We start from the raw sequence: 22,194 nt of genomic DNA, 5'->3' as shown, positions 1-22,194 counted from the left end.
GGCGCTGATCAGCGCGGCGGAAGTCACCGACGCCGAGGCGATCCACCCCGGCTACGGCTTCCTGTCGGAAAACGCCGACTTCGCCGAGCGCGTCGAGCAGTCCGGCTTCACGTTCATCGGCCCGCGTCCGGAAACGATCCGCCTGATGGGCGACAAGGTCACCGCGAAGCAGACGATGATCAAGACCGGCGTGCCGTGCGTGCCGGGTTCGGACGGCGCATTGCCGGACGATCCGAAGGAGATCGTGAAGATTGCCCGCTCGATCGGCTATCCGGTCATCATCAAGGCGGCGGGCGGCGGCGGCGGTCGCGGCATGCGTGTCGTGCACACCGAGGCGGCGCTCGTCAACGCGGTCAACATGACCCGCGAGGAAGCCGGCCGTGCGTTCGGCAATCCGCAGGTCTACATGGAGAAGTTCCTCGAGAACCCGCGCCACATCGAGATCCAGGTGCTGGCCGACGCGCACAAGAACGCGATCTGGCTCGGCGAACGCGACTGCTCGATGCAGCGCCGCCACCAGAAGGTGATCGAGGAAGCGCCGGCGCCGGGCATTCCGCGCCGCCTGATCGAGCGGATCGGCGACCGCTGCGCCGACGCATGCAAGAAGATGGGTTACCTCGGTGCGGGCACGTTCGAATTCCTGTACGAGAACAACGAGTTCTACTTCATCGAGATGAACACCCGCGTGCAGGTCGAGCACCCGGTGTCGGAAATGATCACGGGCGTCGACATCGTCCAGGAACAGATCCGTATCGCGGCCGGCGAAAAGCTCACGCTGCGCCAGCGCGACATCCAGTTCCGCGGACATGCGATCGAATGCCGGATCAACGCGGAAGATCCGTTCAAGTTCACGCCGTCGCCGGGCCGGATCACCTCGTGGCATACGCCGGGCGGCCCGGGCGTGCGCGTCGATTCGCACGCCTACAATGGCTATTTCGTGCCGCCGAACTATGATTCGATGATCGGCAAGCTGATCACCTACGGCGCGACGCGCGAGCAGGCGATCAGCCGGATGCGCATCGCGCTGTCGGAGATGGTGGTCGAGGGCATCCAGACCAACATCCCGCTGCACCGGGAACTGATGATCGATTCGAAGTTCGTCGAAGGCGGCACCAGCATCCACTACCTCGAAAACCGGCTCGCGCAGAAGCTGCAAGTCTCACCGGAAGAAGCGTAAGCATGAGCTATCGCGAACTCGTCGTCGAACTGGCCCGGGAACACGCGGAAGCGTTGTCCGACGCGCTGCTCGAGCTGGGCGCGCTGTCGGTGTCCGTCGAGGACGCCGATGCGGACACGCCCGACGAACAGCCGCTCTTCGGCGAACCGGGCCTCACGCCCGACCGCACCGCGTGGCAGCACTCGCGCGTGATCGCGCTGCTGTCGCCCGATCACGAGCCCGCCGTGCTGCTCGCGGCGGCGGCGAACGACATCGGCCTGCAGGCGGCGCCGGCGTTCGACGTCCGCGAAGTCGAGGAGCAGGATTGGGTGCGCCTCACGCAATCGCAGTTCGAGCCGATCCATATCGGCGAGCGGATCTGGGTCGTGCCGTCGTGGCACGACGCACCGGAACCCGATGCGCTGGTGCTCGAGCTCGATCCGGGCCTCGCCTTCGGCACCGGCAGCCATCCGACCACGCGCCTGTGCATGGAATGGCTCGAGCAGTCGGTCAAGCCCGGTCAGTCGGTGCTCGACTATGGCTGCGGCTCGGGGATTCTCGCGATCCTCGCGCAGAAATGCGGGGCGAATCCCGTCGTCGGCATCGACATCGATCCGCAAGCGGTCGAGTCGGCGCGGCAAAACAGCGAACGCAATCGCGCAGACGTGACGTACGGCCTGCCGGACAACTGCCCGGCCGGCGAATTCGACATCGTCGTCGCGAACATCCTGTCGAACCCGCTGAAGCTGATGGCTTCGATGCTCGCATCGAAAGTGAAACCGGGCGGGCGCATTGCGCTGTCGGGCGTGCTCGCGCGCCAGGCGGACGAGGTCGCGGCCGTCTACGCGCGCTACATCGACATTTCGGTCTGGCGCGAACACGAAGGTTGGGTGTGTCTCGCCGGAACCCGCCGGGAAAGCCATTAGAATAGCGCTGTCCATCACTCTGGCCAGCTGGCTGCCCGGCTCAACATGCTTCTCGCGACGCGCTGTCCCCATTGCGAAACCGTCTTCCGCCTGCAGCAGGCGCAGCTCTCGCTGCACGGCGGACTGGTGCGCTGCGGACACTGCCAGCAGGTCTTCAACGCGGCGGACTCGCTCGTCGAGGGCTTGGCACAGCCCGAGCCGGCGCTCGCCGAAGCGGGCGAAGTAGCCGAGGCGGGCAGCGCGAGCGCGCCGCACGTCGCGAACGTGCCCCGGCTGTTCCGCGACCCGCCCGCCGACAGCCCCGCGCATGCGGACTTCACCCCGGACAACTGGGACATGTGGGCGCCGTGGCTCGACGGCGGCATCGATCCTTCCCTGCAACACAACGGCCGGAACGTCAGCGCCGAGCCGCTCGTTCCCGTGACGCTGCCCGAATCGGGCGCGACGCCGGCGAACGAGATGGGCATCGCCCGCCTGATACGTCCGTCGCAGGCCGAATCCGGCGCCGCATCGACGGCGCGTGAAGCCACCGAGCCGGCACAGCTGTCGCCTCTCGCCTCGATACACGATCCGCGCGAACCGCGTTTTGCGGGCGATGACCGGCCCGAATCCTTCGGCGCTGCGCCGGCCGTTGACGATCTGCCGCATTCCACCGCCGCGCCAAACGCCATCCCCGCGCGCGAACCCCGTTTTGCCGACGACGCCCGATACGAGCCCGACGACGCCCGGCACGAGCCGGCGTCGCCGTCTCCCGACGGCGATATGTCCGCGCCTCCATCCGTCACGCGCGACCCGCATTTCGCCGCCGGCGCGCAAGCCGAACCGTTCGCGGCCGTGCCCGACAACGACGACAGTCCGCCCTTCGCGGTCACCCGCGAAGCGCGCACGCCGCGGCAGCACGGCCTGCTTGGCGGCTTCGTCGGCGGCCTCGTCGCCTCGGCACTCGCGGTGCTGCTCGTCATGCAGCTCGCCTGGTGGCAGCGCGAAACGGTGATGATTCACTGGCCGGTGACGCAAGGCTGGTTCCAGCGCCTCTGCACACCGCTCGGCTGCTCGGTCGCACCGCCGCGCGCGATCGACGGGCTGCGTCTCGACGCGACCGACCTGCGTCAGCTCGATGGCCCGCACACGCTCGAACTGAAGGCGCCGCTCACGAACCGCTACCGCGTCGCGCTCGCGTATCCGTCAATCGAGCTGACGCTGCTCGACGACACCAATCATGTGACCGTGCGCCGCGTGCTCGCGCCGCGCGATTATGTCCGGCCCGGCACGCCGATCGAGGCTGGCCTGCCGGCTCGCGCGACCCAGACGATGATCGTGCGCGTCGAGACGCACGGCGCACCCGCATCGAATTTCCGCGTCCAGATCTTTTATCCGTGACGCCCCGCGGCGCGCCCGGGCGCGCCCGTTATCAACCGCGCGTCCACGCGGCGCGCATCTTCGGAGCACGAACATGAGCAAAGTTACGCTGGGTGGCAACCCGATCGAAATCGCCGGCACGTTTCCGGCAGTCGGTTCGCAAGCCCCCGACTTCACGCTGGTCGGCAAGGATCTCGCCGACCTGTCGCTCGCCAGCTTCGCCGGCAAGCGCAAGGTGCTGAACATCGTCCCGAGCCTCGACACCCCGACCTGCGCGACGTCGACCCGCAAGTTCAACGAAGCGGCTTCCGCCCTCGACAACACCGTCGTGATCGTCGTGTCGGGCGACCTGCCGTTCGCGGCAACGCGCTTTTGCACGACCGAAGGCCTCGCGAATGTCGTGACGGCCTCGACGTTCCGCACCGGCCGCGCATTCGCCGACGCATACGGCGTCAACGTGACGAGCGGCCCGCTGGACGGCCTGACCGCGCGCGCGGTCGTCGTGCTCGACGCGAACGACAAGGTGCTGCACGCGCAACTCGTCGGCGAGATCAAGGACGAGCCGAACTACGACGCCGCCCTCGCCGCACTCAAGTAATTCCCTGCTGCCGATGAGCGACGCACCGCGCCCGACCGCGCAGCGCGTCGCTCACCGGCAGCGGCACCCTCACGCTCTCTACAGGAACACGCCTTGGCTACGCTGATTTGCGGCTCGCTCGCCTACGACAACATCATGACCTTCGAGGGCCGCTTTCGCGAGCACATCCTGCCCGACCAGGTTCACCTCATCAACCTGAGCTTCCTCGTGCCGACGATGCGTCGCGAATTCGGCGGCTGCGCCGGCAATATCGCCTACGCACTGCATCTGCTCGGCGGCGACCCGCGCATCATGGCGACACTGGGCGCGCTCGACGCGGACCGTTACATCGAGCGCCTCGACAATCTCGGCATTTCGAAGGAATGCGTACGCCTGATGCCCGACATGCACAGCGCGCAGGCGATGATCACGACCGATCTCGACAACAACCAGATCACGGCCTTCCACCCGGGCGCGATGATGCAGTCGCATCTGAACCGCGCGGACGAAGTCCCCGGCGTCAAGCTCGGCATCGTGGCACCGGACGGCTTCGACGGCATGGTCCAGCACGCCGAGCAGTTCGCGCGCGCGGGCATCCCGTTCATCTTCGATCCGGGCCAGGGCCTGCCGCTCTTCGACGGCGCAACGCTGCGCCGCATCATTGAACTCGCCACGTTCGTGGCGGTCAACGACTACGAAGGCAAGCTCGTCAGCGACAAGACCGGCTGGTCCGAACAGGACATCGCCAGCCGGGTTCAGGCACTGATCATCACCCGCGGCGAGCACGGCGCGACCATTCTCCATAAAAACGGTGAAGAACAGATTCCGGTCGTACCTGCCGAACGTATCGTCGACCCGACCGGCTGCGGCGACGCATTCCGGGGCGGTCTGCTGTACGGCATCGAACACGGCTTCGACTGGGCGACCACCGGGCGCCTGGCCAGCCTGATGGGCTCGATCAAGATCGCGCATCAAGGGCCGCAAACCTACGCGCTGACGCGCGCCGACATCGACGCACGCTTCGAGGCTGCCTTCGGTTACAGTCTCAAATGATTCTTGTGGGAGAGCACACATGTTGAACAAAAAGACCCTCGCGCTCGGGGCCATGCTGACCGCCACGCTGACACTGGCCGGTTGCTTCACGCCACCCGGCTCGGCGGACGTCTATAGCGTCGGCCAGGCACAGCGCGAACAGACTGTGCGCATGGGGACGGTCGAGAGCGTTCGCGCAGTTCGCATTCAGTCCGATGGCGGCGGCAGCGCGATCGGCACCCTCGGCGGCGGCGCGCTCGGCGCGGTCGCCGGTAGCGCGATCGGCGGCGGCAGGGGCTCGGTCCTTGCCGCGATCGCAGGCGGCCTCGCGGGCGCAGTCGCGGGCAACGCAATCGGTGAAAACATGAGCACGGCGAACGGCGTCGAAATCACCGTGCGCCTCGACAACGGCGATCTGCGCTCGATCACGCAGGCGGCCAGCGGTGAATTTTTCCGTGCAGGCGAACGTGTGCGCCTGCTGTCGAGCGGCGGCGTCACGCGCGTCACGCACTGAACGGGTAATTTCAGCGCGCGGCACGAGCCGCGGTCGAACGCATGTGCGTAGCAGCACATGCGTTTTTTTTCGCCCACTCGCCGGTTCGACGCCGCGCATGGACGAAAAAAATCCCGCCATCCTGAATCAGGTGGCGGGATTGATCGAGTCGCGCGACTCAATCCTCGGACACCGTTAGCGTGCCCGGGACGCGGCAGTCATCGATTACGGACGGCTGCCGGTCGGGAACGGCCATGCCGCTGCCGGGTTGAGCGCGGTCTTCACGCCCGATGCCGGCGCAACCGATGCGGTCGATGCGGTCGTCGCCGGAGCGGCCTTCTTCACGACGGCCTTCTTCGGGGCAGCAGCCTTCTTCGCGGGAGCGGCCTTCTTTTCAGGCGCTGCAACCGGCGCAGCGGCCTTCTTCGCCGGAGCGGCCTTCTTGGCAACGGCCTTCTTCGCCGGCGCCGCCGTCTTGCCAGCAGCCTTCTTCGCCGGCGCCGCCGTCTTGCCAGCAGCCTTCTTCGCCGGTGCCGCTTTCTTGGCCGCAGCCTTCTTCGCCGGTGCCGCCTTCTTGGCAGCGACCTTCTTCGCCGGTGCCGCCTTCTTGGCCGCAGCCTTCTTCGCCGGTGCTGCCTTCTTCGCGGCGACCTTCTTCGCCGGTGCCGCCTTCTTGGCCGCAGCCTTCTTCGCCGGCGCCGCCTTCTTCGCGGCGACCTTCTTCACCGCAACTTTCTTTGCGGCGGCCTTCTTGGCCGGTGCTGCTTTCTTCGCAGCAACCTTCTTCACCGCGACTTTCTTCGCAGCGACTTTCTTCACCGCAACCTTCTTCGTTGCGACCTTCTTGGCTGCAACCTTCTTCGCGGCGGCCTTCTTCGCCGGTGCCGCCTTCTTCGCGGCGACCTTCTTCACCGCAACCTTCTTCGTTGCGACCTTCTTCGTTGCGACCTTCTTGGCTGCAACCTTCTTCACTGCAGCAGCGGCCTTCTTCGCCGGCGCTGCTGCCTTCTTGGCAACGGTCTTCTTCGCAGCAGCCTTCTTCGCAGCCGGCTTCTTCTTGGCAAGTGCCATGTTGTTCTCCTTCAGGTTCAGATGAGAGTCAGTTCAAACTACACCCTTCGTCAAAACCCGCTTCCCGCGGACGCTGTTCGGGACGTGCGCTGCGAAGCGGGCTATTCATCGGCGTACGCGGATACCGCGCGCTTACGCTAATGAATACGGTATGGCGCGCGTGACCCTCGGGCCTCGCGCGCCAAATCAAGTCGGTGGCCGACGCGTGTCGCGCCGCCACCCCTAATCGCTTGATCGAGCGAACGGCCATGCGGCCGCGCGCCCTTTCCGGAGGGAAGTTTGCCCATCCCACTGAAGGGTTCGCAAAGTGCCTGTCATATCGTTGGGCCGTTAAGGCACCGGGCATGCTTTGCATCAGGCGTTCTTGCTCCCAAACCTTGAGCCGGGGCCGCATGGCCGCCGGCTTCTCCATCGTCGTGACACGATGTCGCTGCTGCGGGTTATTCCCAGGACAGCGCGCCACCCGTTTGATACTCGATCACTCGCGTCTCGAAGAAGTTGCGCTCCTTCTTCAGGTCGATCATCTCGCTCATCCACGGGAACGGGTTTTCCTCGTTCGGGAACAGCGGATCGAGACCGATCTGCTGGCAACGGCGGTTGCTGATGAAGCGCAGATAGCTCTTGAACATCGATGCGTTCAGACCCAGCACGCCACGCGGCATCGTGTCCTCGGCGTAACGGTATTCGAGATCGACCGCCTGCTTGAACAGCTCGCGAATCTCCGCGCGGAACTCCGCGGTCCAGAGATGCGGGTTTTCGAGCTTGATCTGGTTGATCAGGTCGATGCCGAAGTTGCAGTGCATCGATTCGTCGCGGAGGATGTACTGATATTGCTCCGCAGCACCCGTCATCTTGTTCTGGCGGCCGAGCGCGAGAATCTGCGTGAAGCCGACATAGAAGAACAGACCTTCCATGATGCAGGCGAACACGATCAGCGACTTCAGCAGCTTCTGATCCGCGTCGAGCGTCCCGGTCTTGAAAGCCGGGTCGGTCAGCGTGTGGATGAACGGAATCAGGAACTCGTCCTTCGCGCGGATCGACGGCACTTCGTGGTACGCGTTGAAGATCTCGCCTTCGTCGAGGCCGAGCGATTCGACAATATATTGATACGCGTGCGTGTGGATCGCCTCTTCGAACGCCTGCCGCAGCAGGAACTGCCGGCACTCCGGCGCCGTGATGTGGCGGTACGTGCCGAGCACGATGTTGTTCGCCGCCAGCGAATCGGCCGTCACGAAGAAGCCGAGGTTACGCTTGACGATGCGGCGCTCGTCTTCGGTCAGGCCGTTCGGATCCTTCCACAGCGCGATGTCGCGGGACATGTTGATTTCCTGCGGCATCCAGTGGTTCGCGCAACCCGCCAGATACTTTTCCCACGCCCACTTGTACTTGAACGGCACCAGCTGATTGACGTCGGTCTGGCCGTTGATGATGCGCTTGTCGGCGACATTGACCCGCGCTTCCGAATGGGCAGCGGGCGCTGCCGATGCCTGCGGCGCCACCGCAAGATCGCCTTCGAAGATGTCGCGCGCCTGATGAGCGGCAGGCACTGCAGCCTGCATTCCGACAGCCGATCCTGCGGGGGTGCGCATCGCGTTGTGCTGCGCTCCGCTCGCGGGAGTTACGGCAGTCTTCTCGTCATCCCAGTTGAGCATAAATTCTCACCATCAATTTAGAACGGTTTGTACCATCTTTTCCTGAGCGATAAAAGGGTCCGCTCATGAAAAATCCTGTTTTCGATTCGCGTTGCGACCTCGATACAACACTTTGAGCAACGCATCGTCGTTCATGCAGAGCGCGATGTGTGTCGCGCGTGTATCGCGAGGTGCGCTCGACGCATCGAACGCCGATCGAAATGCGACGTCGTCGGCGTTGTTTCGATCGCTTGTCATGCTCTGCAGCGCGTGTGCCGCGTTACAGATTCCTTATCATTTTTTTAGTAGAGAGCGGCGCGCACTTCAACCTTTATCGATTGCCGTGCGCGCCGCCCCGAGCCCTGCCGACTCAGGCGTGCCGGGTTACTGGCACGCTTCGCACTCGTCGAAGCCCGGATCGCCCGGACGCATCGTGCACACCGGACCGTCCGCCTCGACCGGCGCCGCGCTCATCGCGCCCGACGACGATGCTTCGCCGCCTGCCGCACCGAAGCCGCCCGCCGCGCCCTGCGCGCCGCCGCCGCTCACGCCGCCGCTCGACGGCACGGCGTTCAGTGCGCCGTGCGCGACCGTCGATTTCTCGACGTGCGTCGCCGCCATCGTGCGCAGGTAGTAGGTCGTCTTCAGGCCGCGCAGCCATGCGAGCTTGTAGACCTCGTCGAGCTTCTTGCCCGACGCGCCTGCCATGTAGATGTTCAGCGACTGCGCCTGATCGATCCACTTCTGACGACGCGACGCCGCTTCGACCAGCCACTTCGGATCGACTTCGAACGCGGTCGCATAGATCGCGCGCAGGTCGGCCGGAACGCGGTCGATGCGCGACAGCATGCCGTCGAAGTACTTCAGGTCGGCGACCATCACCTCGTCCCACAGGCCGCGTTCCTTCAGGTCACGCACCAGGTACTCGTTGACCACCGTGAATTCGCCCGACAGGTTCGACTTCACGTACAGGTTCTGGAAGGTCGGCTCGATGCACGCCGACACGCCGATGATGTTCGAGATCGTCGCCGTCGGCGCGATCGCGACGCAGTTCGAGTTGCGCATGCCGTGCTCGGCGATCCGCGCACGCAGCGCCGTCCAGTCGAGCGACTCGGACATGTCTACTTCGACGTAGCCGCCGCGCGCTTCCGCGAGGAGCTTCACCGAGTCCTGCGGCAGGATGCCGCGATCCCACAGCGAACCGCGGTAGCTCGAATAGCGGCCGCGTTCCTCGGCCAGTTCGGTCGACGCGTAGTACGCGTAGTAGCAGACCGCTTCCATCGAGCGATCGGCGAACTCGACCGCCGCCTCCGACGCATACGGCGTGCGCAGCAGGTGCAGGCAGTCCTGGAAGCCCATGATGCCCATGCCGACCGGGCGGTGCTTCAGGTTCGAGTTACGCGCCTTGGCCACCGCGTAGTAGTTGATGTCGATCACGTTGTCGAGCATGCGCATCGCGACGCTGATCGTGCGCTGCAGCTTGTCGTGGTCGAGCGCGTAGCTGCCGTCGGCCTGCTTCACGAGGTGCGCGACCAGGTTCACCGAACCCAGGTTGCAGACCGCGATTTCGGAGTCGCTCGTGTTCAGCGTGATTTCCGTGCACAGGTTCGACGAATGGACGACGCCGACGTGCTGCTGCGGCGAACGCACGTTGCACGGGTCCTTGAACGTGATCAACGGGTGGCCCGTCTCGAACAGCATGCCGAGCATCTTGCGCCAGAGCTGCTGCGCCGGGATCTTCTTGAACAGCTTGATCTCGCCGCGGGCCACCTTGTCCTCGTAGGCCGTGTAGGCCGTCTCGAACTCGGCGCCGAACTTGTCGTGCAGGTCCGGGCAGGTCGACGGCGAGAACAGCGTCCAGTCGCCGCCTTCCATCACGCGCTTCATGAACAGATCGGGAATCCAGTTCGCCGTGTTCATGTCGTGCGTACGGCGGCGGTCGTCGCCGGTGTTCTTGCGCAGTTCGAGGAATTCCTCGATGTCGAGGTGCCAGGATTCCAGGTACGCGCAGACCGCGCCCTTGCGCTTGCCGCCCTGGTTGACCGCCACGGCCGTGTCGTTGACGACCTTCAGGAACGGCACGACGCCCTGCGACTTGCCGTTCGTGCCCTTGATATGCGAGCCGAGCGCGCGCACGCGCGTCCAGTCGTTGCCGAGGCCGCCGGCGAACTTCGACAGCAGCGCGTTTTCCTTCAGCGCTTCATAGATGCCGTCCAGATCGTCCGCGACCGTCGTCAGATAGCACGACGACAGCTGCGACCGGCGGGTGCCCGAGTTGAACAGCGTCGGCGTCGAGCTCATGAAGTCGAAGCTCGACAGCACGTTGTAGAACTCGATCGCGCGCGCTTCGCGGTCCGTTTCGTTCAGCGCGAGGCCCATGGCGACGCGCATGAAGAACGCCTGCGGCATTTCGATGCGGGTGCCGTCGATGTGCTGGAAGTAGCGGTCGTACAGCGTCTGCAGGCCGAGGTAGCCGAACTGCAGGTCGCGGCTCGCGTCGAGCGCTTCGCCGAGACGCTTCAGATCGAATTGCAGCAGCTTCTCGTCGAGCAGCTCGGCGTCGACGCCGCGCTTCAGGAATTGCGGGAAGTACTCCGCATAGCGGGTCGCCATGTCGGCTTGTGTGACTTCCTCGCCGAGGATCTCGCGACGGATCGTGTGCAGCAGGATGCGCGCGGTGACCTGGCTGTACGCCGGATCCTTCTCGATCATCGTGCGTGCGGCCAGGATCGACGAATCGTAGACCTGGCTCATCGGCACGCCGTCGTACAGGTTCTTCACCGTCTCCGCGACGATCGGATCCGGGTTAACCGCAGCGCCGAGACCTTCGCATGCCGACACGACCAGCGCGCGCAGCGCGTTCATGTCGAGCGGACGCGTCACGCCGTTGTCGACGACGTTGATGCCGCCGGCCGCTTCCGTGACCACCGGCGCTTCCTCGCCCGTATGCTGGCGCTCGAGGTGACGCTTCTCACGGTACAGCACGTACGCGCGCGCGACGTTGTGCTCGCCGCCGCGCATCAGCGCGAGCTCGACCTGATCCTGGATGTCCTCGATATGGAACGTGCCGCCGTTCGGGCGGCTGCGCAACAGCGCGCGCACGACGTTTTGCGTCAGCTGCTCGACCAGTTCGCGCACGCGCGCCGATGCCGCGCCCTGCCCGCCGTTCACCGCCAGGAAAGCCTTGGTCACAGCGATCGCGATCTTCGACGGCTCGAACGCCACCACGCTGCCATTGCGGCGGATCACCTTGTAATCGGCGAACGTTGCCTGCGGCGCAAGCGCCTGTGCGCCTTGTGCGGCCCCGCCGAGAGGGCGGCTGGATGCGCTCTCGAATTGCGACGTCGCGTTGTCGGTGGTTTGCATGTGCAAAGCTCCTGGTGTTGGATGGTGCGGGAGAAAACCGCGGATTAAAACGAACGCTGCGCAACCCTGTGCGCAAGCGGTAAGACGCGAACGAGGCGTCGAGGGGAGTGGCTCAGCCGTGGCGGTACACCCGATCCGGTCATGTGCTTCGTCATGTGTACCGCGCCCCGTCGAATTTCGCTGCGCTGATCGCGACGCCCGGACTGCCGGCCTGACGCGTCGCCCTGAGAACGCTTGCGTGCCGGCGTTGTCCGCCGGCCGGTGTGCCGCCGGGTTTCCCCTTCCGCGACACACACTATATCTAGTACAGAACCACTCAGATGCCACCAAGTATAGTGGACATTCAAACCGCATCCAATAGAAGAATTTGTGCGGGAGCACTTGACATCGCGCACGCGCAGACGCCGCAAGGCATTGGTCGGAGAAAAAAGTCCCGCGCGTCAAAAAGCCGCGCGCTCAGTGCGGCTGGAAAGGAAAGTATCCGGCGGAAAACCCGGCATCCCCCGCAAAGCGTTGCCAATCGAAGTGCGGGCCCGGATCGGTCTTGCGGCCCGGCGCGATGTCCGAGTGGCCGGCGAACGCATCGACCGGATAACGCTCGGCAAGCGCACGCGCGAGCGCGGCAAGCGTGGTGTATTGCGCGGCTTCGAAGGGCGCGTCGTCCGCGCCCTCGAGTTCGATGCCGATCGAGAAATCGTTGCAGCGCGGCCGGCCGAAATAGTCGGACGCCCCCGCGTGCCACGCACGCTCGTCGCACGACACGAACTGCACGAGTTCGCCGTCGCGGCGGATCAGGAAATGCGCGGACACCCGCACACCGCGCAGGTGCTCCTGGTAATAGGGATGCGCGTCGCAGTCGAGGCGATTCTGGAACAGCGCCTCGATCGCCTCGCCGCCGAACTCGCCGGGCGGCAGGCTGATGTTGTGGACGACGACGAGCGTCGGCACGGCGCCCGCCGGCCGCGCCTCAAAATTCGGCGACGGCGCATGACGCGCTTCGCGCACCCAGCCGTTCACATCGATCGAAACGGGCGGCTCGCCGCTCATCGCGCCTCGCGTTCGTTCGCACGCGCGGCGTGGCGCTGCGCGTGCTCGACACTGCAGAAGTAGTCGCCGTCCACGGTGATCGCGTCGCCCTTCGGGGCATGCACGCCGCATTCGGCGCAGCGCACCATCGGCTCCGGGAGCGTCTGCGTGTTGCCGCGCGGCGCTCCGGCACTGCTGTGGCCCGGCGCGCCGCCGCTCTGCCCGGCGTCGCGGCCGGCGTGCGCCTGCGCCTGCGCCTGGCGCAACTTGCGCGCCACCCACGAAGTCGCAAAGAACAGGAGGATCAGGAGAAGAATCTGTCGCATCTGAATCAATCGGTCAAACCACATAACGGTGCAGCAGCACCTCGAAAACGAACCGGCTGCCGACATAGGCAAACAGCAGCGCCGCGAACGACACGAGCACCCAGCGCGCCGCGCCCCGTCCGCGCCAGCCCGATGCCTTGCGCGCGATCAAAAGGCCGCCGAACATCAGCCACGACAAAAGCGCGAAGACAGTCTTGTGATCGAGCCGCAGCGCGCGTGCATCGATCTGCTCGCTGAACAGGATCCCGGACGCGAGCGTCAGAGTGAGCAGCACGAAACCGGTGCCGATCAGGCGGAACAGCAGCTTTTCGAGCGTCAGGAGCGGCGGGAGCGTCTCGAGCCAGCTCGCGATCCAGCCGGCCGAGCCATGGCGGCCGCCGCTGCGCAGCGATTGCAGGCGCCGCTCGACCATCAGCATCAGGACCGCGTGCAGGGCTGCGATCGCGAAGAGACCGTAGGCGATGTTGGCAATCAGGAAATGCAGCTTGAAGAGCGGCGCAGCGGCATACGGCAGCACGCGCACCCCGCCGAACGCGAGCGGCAGCAGCGACGCGCCGCACGCAAGCGGCAACACGAGCAGGCGCAGGCTGTCGAGCGGGAAGAAGAAGCTTTCGATCCAGTAGATGCCGGCGCCGAGCCAGAACATGGCGGACAGCGCGAACGCAAATCCGAAGATCATCGCGTCGTGCGGGAAGATCGTCATGTCCAGCAACACGCCATGCATGACGAGCGCGGCGAACAGGAGCACGCGGCCTGCGCCGCTCATGCCGGACGCAGCAGACGCAGGCACCGGCACGGCCGGCACGCTCGCGACGAGCGGCGATGCCGCGCTCTGGCGGTGCGCGCGCCAGCCTGCGACGGAAAGGCCGCCGTACAGGATCGCAGTGAGGGCATACAGTACAATATCCATGTTCGAAGTTTACACTAGGCCCCCTTCCCGCGACGGCTCCCGTTCAAGTTCCGCCGCGTCTTCGGGCCCCACTGTCCATCGCTCCCCATGCTCGACAATCTGACTCAACGGATGGCGCGCGTCGTCAAGACGCTGCGCGGCGAAGCCCGGCTTACCGAGGCGAACACCCAGGAGATGCTCCGCGAGGTCCGTCTCGCGCTGCTCGAGGCCGACGTCGCCCTGCCCGTCGTCCGTGAATTCATCGCGAAGGTCAAGGAAAAGGCGCTCGGCGAGGAAGTGATCGGCAGCCTGTCGCCCGGCCAGGCGCTCGTCGGCGTGGTCCAGAAGGAACTGACCGCCGTGATCGGCGGCGACTACGAAGGCAAGGCCGTCGAGCTGAACCTCGCCGTCACGCCGCCCGCCGTCATCCTGATGGCCGGCCTGCAGGGCGCGGGCAAGACCACGACCGCCGGCAAGCTCGCGAAGCTGTTGCGCGAGAAGTACAAGAAGAAAGTGCTGACGGTGTCGTGCGACGTCTACCGCCCCGCCGCGATCATGCAGCTCAAAACGGTGAGCGAACAGGTCGGCGCCGATTTCTTCCCGTCGTCGCCGGATCAGAAGCCCGTCGATATCGCGCTCGCCGCGGTCGATTGGGCCAAGCGCCACTACCATGACGTGCTGATCGTCGACACGGCCGGCCGTCTCGGCATCGACGAGGCGATGATGCAGGAGATCGCCGCGCTCAACGGCGCGCTCAAGCCCGCCGAAACGCTGTTCGTCGTCGACGCGATGCTCGGCCAGGACGCGGTCAACACCGCGAAGGCATTCAACGACGCGCTGCCGCTCACCGGCGTCGTGCTGACCAAGCTCGACGGCGACTCGCGCGGCGGCGCCGCGCTGTCGGTGCGCCACATCACCGGCAAGCCGATCAAGTTCGTCGGTGTCGCGGAAAAGCTCGACGGCCTCGAAGTCTTCCATCCGGACCGCATGGCGAACCGGATCCTCGGCATGGGCGACATCCTCGCGCTCGTCGAGGAGGCCCAGCGCGGCGTCGACGTGCAGGCCGCGCAAAAGCTCGCCGACAAGGTCAAGAAAGGCGGCGACTTCGACCTGAACGATTTCCGCGCGCAGATCTCGCAGATGAAGAACATGGGCGGCCTGTCGTCGCTGATGGACAAGCTCCCGGCGCAGTTCCAGCAGGCGGCCGCGGGCGCCGACATGAGCCAGGCCGAAAAACAGATCCGCCGGATGGAAGGCATCATCAGCTCGATGACGCCTGCCGAGCGGGCGAAACCCGAAATCATCAAGGCGACGCGCAAGCGGCGCATCGCTGCCGGCGCGGGCGTGCCGGTGCAGGAAGTCAACCGGATGCTGAACCAGTACGATCAGATGCGTACGATGATGAAGAAGCTGAAGGGCGGCAACCTGCAGAAGATGATGCGCGGCATGAAGGGCATGATGCCCGGCCTGCGCTGATTGCCCGGCGGACGGCGCGCGGGTTTTTGCTGTAGCGCGCGCCGCCCGTTCTGCTCCATCCTTATTTGTATACCGACCGCTCGCCAGAACTCATGAACCGCGAAGAAGCCCTCCACATTTTCGAACACTCCGAAGAGATCGTCTCGGCGGACGCCGTCAACGCGTCGATCGTCCGGATGGCGGACGCGATCCGCGCCGACATCGGCGACGCGTTCCCGCTCGTCCTCTCGGTGATGGGCGGCGCCGCGGTATTCACAGGAATGCTGCTGCCGCACCTCGACTTCCCGCTGGAATTCGATTACATCCACCTGACCCGTTACCGCAACACGACGCAGGGCAGCCCGGACATGCACTGGCGCGTCGCGCCGCGCGAATCGGTGAAGGACCGTGTCGTGCTCGTGCTCGACGACATCCTCGACGAAGGCGAGACGATGGCCGCGATCCGCGACCGCATCCTCGACATGGGCGCCAAGCGCTTTATGTCCGCCGTGCTGTGCGAAAAGACGCTCGCCAAGGCCAAGCCGCTTCATCCCGATTTCTGCGGCTTTACCGTGCCGGACCGCTATGTGTTCGGTTGCGGGATGGACGCGAAAGGCTACTGGCGCAACCTGCCGACGATCCGCGCGCTGACCGCGAACATCTGACGCCCGCGTCATCCGCAAAAAAAGAGCGGCGCTCCGGTTTCGGAGCGCCGCTCTTGCTTTGAGGCGCCGTCGTGCCGCCGTACCGCTACAGCTGGTGCACGAACACGCGGATCCCGCCCAGCATCATCTCGACCGAAATCGCGACGAGCACAAGGCCCATCAGCCGCTCGAACGCAGCGACCGTACGCTCGCCGAGCCAGTGCTGAATACGCTCGGCCAGCACCAGCGTGACCGCGCAGACAATCATCGTGACCGTCAGCGCGCCCGCCCACTCGAGCATCTTGCCCGGCGCCTGCGAGGTCAGCAGCATCACCGTTGCCAGCGCCGACGGCCCGGCGAGCGCCGGAATCGCGAGCGGCACGATGAACGGTTCGCCGCCCGCCCGCGGATCGCTGCCGAGCGCGCCGTCCGGATGCGGAAAGATCATCCGCAGCGCGATCAGGAACAGCACGATGCCGCCGCCGAGGCGCAGCGACAGGTCGGTCAGGTTCATCATCCGCAAAAAGCGCTCGCCGACCACCATGAAGAACAGCAGGATCACGAATGCGATCGCCACTTCTCGCAGGATCAGCTTCACGCGCCGCTCGCGCGGCACGTCGCGCAATGCCGTGATGAACAGCGGAATATTGCCGAGCGGATCCGTGATCAGCACAAGCAGCACGGTAGCCGACAGAAAGGTATATTCCACCCCGTCCTCCGGTGCCGGGCCGGCTTAGCGCGCGAGCGCCGCGCGGACCTTCTCCACGACCGTCGCCGCGGCGGTATCCGCCGGCAGCAGCGTCGCTTCGGTGTCGCGGCGGCCCTGATACTCGATCTTGCCTTCCTTCAGGCCGCGATCGCCGATCACCAGGCGGTGCGGCACGCCGATCAGCTCCCAGTCGGCAAACATCACGCCCGGGCGCTCGCCGCGATCGTCCAGGATCACGTCGATGCCGGCCGCGGACAGTTCCGCGTACAGCTTGTCGGCCGCTTCGCGGACCGCCTCGCTGCGGTCGTAGCCCATCGGGCACAGCACGACCTCGAACGGTGCAATCGATTCCGGCCAGATGATGCCGCGGTCGTCGAAGTTCTGCTCGATCGCCGCGCCGAGAATCCGCGTCACGCCGATCCCGTAGCAGCCCATCAGCATCGGCTGCGGCTTGCCCGCCTCGTCGATGAACGTCGCGCCCATCGCTTCCGAATACTTGGTGCCGAGCTGGAACACGTGGCCGACTTCGATGCCGCGGCAAATGTCGAGCTCGCCCTTGCCGTCCGGCGACGGATCGCCCTTCTGCACATTGCGCAGGTCGGCGACTTCCGGCTCCGGCAGGTCGCGGCCCCAGTTCACGCCAGCGATGTGATAGTCGGCCTCGTTCGCGCCGACGACGAAATCGCTCATGTTCGCAACGGTGCGATCGGCGATCACCTTCACCGGCTTCTTCGTGCCGATCGGGCCGAGATAGCCCGGCGGCGTGCCGAACCATTCGACGATTTCCTGCTCGGTCGCGAAGCGGTAGTTCTTGAGGCCCGGCAGCTTCGACGCCTTGACCTCGTTCAGGTCATGGTCGCCGCGCAGCATCAGCAGCCAGATGGTCGGCTCGGCGCCTTCGTTGTCGGTCGCCAGCACGATCGACTTGATCGTGCGCGCGAGCGGAATCCCCATCAACTCGGCCACGGCCTCGCACTTCGCCTTGCCCGGCGTCGCGACCTTCTGCATCGGCTCGGCGGCCGCGGCGCGCTCGGCGATCAGCGGCAGCGCTTCGGCCGCCTCGATGTTCGCCGCGAAGTCGGAAGTCGGGCAGTAGGCGATCGCATCCTCGCCCGTGTCGGCGATCACGTGGAACTCATGCGAGAAGTTGCCACCGATCGAACCGCTGTCAGCCGCCACCGGACGGAATTCGAGACCGAGGCGCGAGAAGATGCGGACATATGCGTCGTACATCTTGCGATACGACTCGCCGAGGCCTTCGGCATCCTTGTCGAACGAATACGCGTCCTTCATGATGAATTCGCGGCCGCGCATCACGCCGAAGCGCGGCCGGATCTCGTCGCGGAACTTCGTCTGGATCTGATAGAAATTCACCGGCATCTGCCGGTAGCTCCGGATCTGGTTGCGCGCGATGTCGGTGATCACCTCCTCGTGCGTCGGCCCGATCACGAACTCGTTGTCCTTGCGGTCCTTGAAGCGCAGCAGCTCGGGACCGTACTGCTCCCAGCGGCCCGACTCTTCCCACAGCTCGGCCGGCTGCACCGCCGGCATCAGCAGTTCGATGGCGCCCGCCCGGTTCATTTCCTCGCGCACGATCGCCTCGACCTTGCGAATCGAGCGCAGGCCGATCGGCAGATAGTTGTAGATGCCACCGGCGATGCGGCGGATCATGCCGGCGCGCACCATCAGCTTGTGGCTGACGATCTCTGCGTCGGCGGGTGCTTCTTTCAGAGTGCCGATAAAGAAACGGGAAGCTTTCATGCGGACGGTTCCAAAAACGGCGCCCCTAGCGCGAGGCGCCCGAAAAAGATTCAAGGTGAAAAAGCTGCGCGCGACGAACGACGATGGCGCAGACGACTTAGCAGACAAATCAGGGACACTTCAGCTGGCGCGCCCTGCGGGGATTCGCTCCATTGCGGTGCGCGGCGCCCGTTATCTGTTTATAATCAAAGCAATTTTAAAGGATTCGAAGGTGGTTGTATGCTGGATCGTGAAGGCTTTCGCCCGAACGTCGGCATCATCCTCTTGAACGCGCGCAACGAGGTGTTTTGGGGCAAGCGGCTCCGCGAGCATTCCTGGCAGTTTCCTCAAGGGGGTATCAAGTACGGCGAGACCCCCGTGCAGGCAATGTACCGGGAGTTGCACGAGGAAACCGGCCTGCGGCCGGAACACGTCAAGGTAATCGGCCGCACACGCGACTGGTTGCGTTACGAGGTGCCTGACAAGTTCATCAAGCGCGAAGTACGCGGTCATTACCGCGGCCAGAAACAAATCTGGTTCCTGCTGCGGATGGTCGGACGCGATTGCGACATTTGCTTGCGCGCGACCGATCACCCGGAGTTCGATGCCTGGCGGTGGAACGAGTACTGGGTGCCGCTCGATGCGGTAATCGAGTTCAAGCGGGATGTCTATCAGTTGGCGCTGACGGAACTGTCACGCTTCCTGCGCCGCCCGGCGCAGCGAGCCGACAAGCCGCGGGGGCCGCGTCCACTGCGCTATCCGCGCATCGTGGAGCCGCAGCCCTTTCAATCGCTGACGATTGTCGACACATCGGTGGTCTGCTCCGAGGTCGAGGTTGGCGCGAGCACGCTCGACGAAACCTCACCTCCCCTGCTCGTCGGCAAATGACAAGCCGTACTGCATGATCGGGCGCGACCTCGTTGTCGCGCCTTTTTTTATGAGGAACGCATATTGAAAGCGATTGCTCTCGCGCTCGCATCGATCGCCGCGCTAGCCGGCTGCGCGCACTCGAACACGTCGTCCAACAAGGATGACAGCGCGTTCACCTACCTGCTCGACCGCCAGTCGGAATGGAAGGAAAACAAGGTCGACACGCTGCCCGCCCTGCCGCAGCCGGGCGACCTGCTGCCCTTCAACGTTTCGCAGAACACGCCGCTCACATTCTTCGTCGATGCGAAGTCGCTCGTGGTCGGTACCGACGGTGTCGTCCGCTATACGGTTGTCGTCACGAGCCCGGCGGGCGCACGCAATGTCAATTACGAAGGCATCCGCTGCGATACCTATGAATGGCGCCAGTATGCAGGCCTCAACGCGGATCACGACGGCTGGGACCGCACGGTTGAAAACGACTGGCGCCGCATCGAGAACGGCGTACTGAACGCGTACCACGCGGCGCTTTACCAGGACTATCTCTGCGCGAACAAGATGCCGACCGGCCCGGCCAGCACGATCATCGAGAACATCCGATACCACCGCATCGTGCTGAATCAGAATCAGTATCACTGATCCGTTCACCGGTTTCGCGTCACGCCACGAAAAAGCCCGCTCGGAAGCGGGCTTTTTCGTTGACAGGAAAATCACCTGGCCGTATCGGTCACACAAGCACCAGGTTGTCGCGATGAATCAACTCCGGCTCCAGCATATAGCCGAGCACAGTCTCGATCTCGGCGCTCGGCTTGCGCTGGATCAGCTTCGTCTCCGCACTGCTGTAGTTGGTGAGCCCGCGCGCCACTTCGCGGCCGTCAGGGCCGACGCACGCGATCACCTCGCCGCGCGCAAACACGCCCTGCACGTCGACGATGCCGATCGGCAGCAGACTCTTGCCATCCGCCGTCAGCTTTTCGACCGCACCCGCGTCGATCACGACATGCCCGCGCACCTGCAGGTGATCGGCCATCCATTGCTTGCGCGCCGCCATCCGCGCGGTGCGCGCAACCAGCTGCGTGCCGATCGCTTCGCCCGCAGCAAGACGCACGAGCACGTCGGGTTCGCGCCCGCTCGCGATCACGGTATTCGCCCCGCTATGGGCCGCGCGCTTGGCCGCCAGGATCTTCGTCAGCATGCCGCCGCGGCCGAGGCTCGAGCCTGCGCCGCCCGCCATCGCTTCAAGCTCCGGCGCACCCGCGCTCGCTTCGGCGACGAGTGTCGCCGACGGATCCTTGCGAGGATCGGCCGTGAAGAGACCGGACTGATCCGTGAGGATGATCAGCGCATCGCCTTCGATCAGGTTCGCGACCAGCGCGCCGAGCGTGTCGTTGTCGCCGAACTTGATTTCGTCGGTGACGACGGTGTCGTTCTCGTTGATGATCGGCACGACGCCGAGCCGCAGCAGCGTGAGCAGCGTCGAACGCGCATTCAGGTAGCGCTCGCGATCCGCGAGGTCGGCATGCGTGAGCAGGATCTGCGCGGTCTGGATGCCGTGCTCGGAGAAACGGCTTTCATACACTTGCGCGAGCCCCATCTGCCCGACCGCCGCCGCCGCCTGAAGCTCGTCGATCTCGCGTGGACGCTTGCTCCAGCCGAGCCGTTGCATGCCTTCGGCGATCGCACCCGAGCTGACGAGCACGACTTCCTTGCCCTGGCCGCGCAGCGCCGCGATCTGGGCCGCCCAGCGGCCAATCGCGGCATGATCGAGGCCCTTGCCGTCGTTGGTCACAAGACTGGAACCTACCTTCACCACCAATCGCTTGGAATCCGCGATGATCGAACGCATCGTGCGCCGTCTCCTGTAAGTGATGCGTAATTGCGTGCCGGCGCCGGGCGGCTCGCGCCCGGCGCGCGCCGGGATTCAGGCGTCGTCTTCCGCCGCCGGAATCCCGTCGGACGAAGGCGCATCGCGGAGGCGCACGTCCGCCGCGAGATCTTCCTCTTCGGCCGCGCGATGCGCGTCCGAATGCGCCGCGAGATAGTCGTAGACTGCATAGCACAACGCCTCGCAGCCCTGGCCTGTCAACGCCGAAATCTCGAAGACCGGGCCATCCCATTCGAAACGCTCGAGGAAATCGGCGACGCGCGCTGCGCGCTCGTCCTCCGGCACCATGTCGAGCTTGTTCAGCACGAGCCAGCGCGGCTTCTCGTAAAGCGTCTCGTCGTACTTGCGCAATTCACCGACGATCGCCTTCGCCTCCTCGACCGGGTCGGCGCTCTCGTCGAACGGTGCGATGTCGACAAGATGCAGCAACAGGCCGGTGCGCTGCAGGTGCCGCAGGAACTGATGCCCGAGGCCCGCGCCTTCGGCCGCGCCTTCGATCAGGCCCGGAATGTCGGCAATCACGAAGCTCTTGCTCGGCCCGACGCGCACGACGCCGAGATTCGGCGCCAGCGTCGTGAACGGGTAATCGGCGATCTTCGGCTTCGCGTTCGACACCGCCGAAATGAACGTCGACTTGCCCGCGTTCGGCATGCCCAGCAGCCCGACGTCGGCAAGCACCTTCAGTTCGAGGCGCAGCATGCGCCGTTCGCCCGCCTTGCCTTCCGTCTTCTGGCGCGGCGCGCGGTTCGTGCTCGACTTGAAATGCAGGTTGCCGAGGCCGCCCGCACCGCCCTGCGCCAGCATCACCTTCTGATCGTGCTCCGTCAGGTCGGCAATCAGTTCGCCGGTGTCCATGTCGGTGATGATGGTGCCGACCGGCATCCGCAGCGTGATGTCGTCGCCGCCCTTGCCGTAGCAGTCCGAGCCACGGCCGTTCTCGCCGTTGCGCGCCATGTGCTTCTTCGCGTAACGGAAGTCGATCAGCGTGTTGATGTTGCGGTCGCCGATCGCGTAAACACTGCCGCCGCGGCCGCCGTCGCCG

General features: G+C 65.2%; 21 protein-coding genes. 10 read left to right on the top strand and 11 right to left on the bottom strand.

What is annotated here, in order from left to right; translation table 11 throughout:
* The 6 genes from accC to KH616_RS07670 form a co-directional block, all read left to right on the top strand.
* Positions 1-1,177 (top strand): acetyl-CoA carboxylase biotin carboxylase subunit (accC, locus tag KH616_RS07695; RefSeq protein WP_292240859.1); only part of this gene is annotated, 1,177 nt, incomplete at its 5' end.
* A 2-nt stretch (positions 1,178-1,179) separates the two neighbouring features.
* Positions 1,180-2,082, top strand: a complete 903-nt coding sequence (gene prmA, locus KH616_RS07690; protein WP_292240857.1) for a 50S ribosomal protein L11 methyltransferase — start codon at positions 1,180-1,182, stop codon at positions 2,080-2,082.
* Between the two features lie 45 nt (positions 2,083-2,127).
* Positions 2,128-3,462 carry a DUF3426 domain-containing protein gene (locus KH616_RS07685; protein WP_292240855.1) on the top strand — a complete coding sequence of 445 codons (1,335 nt, stop codon included), beginning with the start codon at positions 2,128-2,130 and terminating at the stop codon, positions 3,460-3,462.
* 73 nt (positions 3,463-3,535) lie between these two features.
* On the top strand, positions 3,536-4,039 hold the full coding sequence (tpx, locus tag KH616_RS07680) for a thiol peroxidase (RefSeq protein WP_292240853.1): 504 nt from the start codon (positions 3,536-3,538) through the stop codon (positions 4,037-4,039).
* 93 nt (positions 4,040-4,132) lie between these two features.
* Positions 4,133-5,071, top strand: a complete 939-nt coding sequence (locus KH616_RS07675; RefSeq protein ID WP_292240851.1) for a carbohydrate kinase family protein — start codon at positions 4,133-4,135, stop codon at positions 5,069-5,071.
* Positions 5,072-5,090: 19 nt separating this feature from the next.
* Positions 5,091-5,564, top strand: coding sequence for a glycine zipper 2TM domain-containing protein (locus KH616_RS07670; protein WP_292240849.1), 474 nt, complete (start codon positions 5,091-5,093; stop codon positions 5,562-5,564).
* A gap of 204 nt (positions 5,565-5,768) precedes the next feature.
* On the opposite strand, the gene KH616_RS07665 is transcribed toward KH616_RS07670, so the two are convergent.
* The 7 genes from KH616_RS07665 to ccsA all read right to left on the bottom strand — a co-directional run bounded on the left by KH616_RS07665 (position 5,769) and on the right by ccsA (position 13,873).
* Positions 5,769-6,614: a histone H1-like DNA-binding protein gene (locus KH616_RS07665; RefSeq protein ID WP_292240847.1), complete on the bottom strand. Its 846-nt coding sequence runs from the start codon at positions 6,612-6,614 to the stop codon at positions 5,769-5,771.
* A gap of 28 nt (positions 6,615-6,642) precedes the next feature.
* The gene (locus tag KH616_RS07660; protein WP_292240861.1) at positions 6,643-6,969 is read right to left on the bottom strand and encodes a hypothetical protein; all 327 of its coding nucleotides are present in this window, start codon (positions 6,967-6,969) and stop codon (positions 6,643-6,645) included.
* Positions 6,970-7,054: 85 nt separating this feature from the next.
* Positions 7,055-8,266, bottom strand: coding sequence for a ribonucleotide-diphosphate reductase subunit beta (locus KH616_RS07655; RefSeq protein WP_292240845.1), 1,212 nt, complete (start codon positions 8,264-8,266; stop codon positions 7,055-7,057).
* Between the two features lie 363 nt (positions 8,267-8,629).
* Entirely contained in the window at positions 8,630-11,611 is a 2,982-nt protein-coding gene (locus tag KH616_RS07650; protein ID WP_292240843.1) for a ribonucleoside-diphosphate reductase subunit alpha, read from the bottom strand.
* Positions 11,612-12,067: 456 nt separating this feature from the next.
* Complete coding sequence (gene ampD / locus KH616_RS07645) at positions 12,068-12,658, bottom strand: 1,6-anhydro-N-acetylmuramyl-L-alanine amidase AmpD (protein WP_292240841.1); 591 nt, start codon at positions 12,656-12,658, stop codon at positions 12,068-12,070.
* The gene (locus tag KH616_RS07640) at positions 12,655-12,963 is read right to left on the bottom strand and encodes a PP0621 family protein (RefSeq protein ID WP_292240839.1); all 309 of its coding nucleotides are present in this window, start codon (positions 12,961-12,963) and stop codon (positions 12,655-12,657) included. The genes ampD and KH616_RS07640 overlap by 4 nt, the downstream gene beginning before the upstream one ends.
* Positions 12,964-12,976: 13 nt before the next feature.
* Complete coding sequence (ccsA, locus tag KH616_RS07635; protein WP_292240837.1) at positions 12,977-13,873, bottom strand: cytochrome c biogenesis protein CcsA; 897 nt, start codon at positions 13,871-13,873, stop codon at positions 12,977-12,979.
* An 87-nt stretch (positions 13,874-13,960) separates the two neighbouring features.
* Between ccsA and ffh the strand changes: the two genes are divergently transcribed.
* Both ffh and KH616_RS07625 read left to right on the top strand, forming a co-directional pair.
* Positions 13,961-15,328 (top strand): signal recognition particle protein, encoded by a 1,368-nt coding sequence (ffh, locus tag KH616_RS07630; protein WP_292240835.1) that lies wholly within the window; start codon positions 13,961-13,963, stop codon positions 15,326-15,328.
* A 92-nt stretch (positions 15,329-15,420) separates the two neighbouring features.
* On the top strand, positions 15,421-15,972 hold the full coding sequence (locus KH616_RS07625) for a hypoxanthine-guanine phosphoribosyltransferase (protein ID WP_292240833.1): 552 nt from the start codon (positions 15,421-15,423) through the stop codon (positions 15,970-15,972).
* Between the two features lie 85 nt (positions 15,973-16,057).
* Here KH616_RS07625 and KH616_RS07620 read toward each other — a convergent pair whose 3' ends face one another.
* Together KH616_RS07620 and KH616_RS07615 are read right to left on the bottom strand one after the other, a co-directional pair.
* Positions 16,058-16,660: a MarC family protein gene (locus KH616_RS07620; protein ID WP_292240831.1), complete on the bottom strand. Its 603-nt coding sequence runs from the start codon at positions 16,658-16,660 to the stop codon at positions 16,058-16,060.
* A 24-nt stretch (positions 16,661-16,684) separates the two neighbouring features.
* Positions 16,685-18,421: a proline--tRNA ligase gene (locus KH616_RS07615; protein WP_292240829.1), complete on the bottom strand. Its 1,737-nt coding sequence runs from the start codon at positions 18,419-18,421 to the stop codon at positions 16,685-16,687.
* 219 nt (positions 18,422-18,640) lie between these two features.
* Here KH616_RS07615 and KH616_RS07610 point away from each other — a divergent pair, with 219 nt between their 5' ends.
* Together KH616_RS07610 and KH616_RS07605 are read left to right on the top strand one after the other, a co-directional pair.
* A complete protein-coding gene (locus tag KH616_RS07610) occupies positions 18,641-19,288 on the top strand; it encodes an RNA pyrophosphohydrolase (protein ID WP_292240827.1) in 648 nt (215 codons plus the stop codon).
* A 63-nt stretch (positions 19,289-19,351) separates the two neighbouring features.
* Complete coding sequence (locus KH616_RS07605; RefSeq protein ID WP_292240825.1) at positions 19,352-19,906, top strand: CNP1-like family protein; 555 nt, start codon at positions 19,352-19,354, stop codon at positions 19,904-19,906.
* 88 nt (positions 19,907-19,994) lie between these two features.
* Here the strand turns inward: KH616_RS07605 and proB are convergent, their stop codons facing one another.
* Together proB and cgtA are read right to left on the bottom strand one after the other, a co-directional pair.
* The gene (gene proB, locus KH616_RS07600) at positions 19,995-21,113 is read right to left on the bottom strand and encodes a glutamate 5-kinase (RefSeq protein WP_292240824.1); all 1,119 of its coding nucleotides are present in this window, start codon (positions 21,111-21,113) and stop codon (positions 19,995-19,997) included.
* A 75-nt stretch (positions 21,114-21,188) separates the two neighbouring features.
* The coding region (cgtA, locus tag KH616_RS07595) for an Obg family GTPase CgtA (protein ID WP_292240822.1) at positions 21,189-22,194 on the bottom strand (1,006 nt) is incomplete at its 5' end.

The organism is Burkholderia sp. (assembly GCF_018375725.1).
Classification (GTDB): domain Bacteria; phylum Pseudomonadota; class Gammaproteobacteria; order Burkholderiales; family Burkholderiaceae; genus Burkholderia.
Note: the sequence above shows the minus strand (reverse complement) of the source record. Positions and strands in the feature narration are given on the sequence as shown.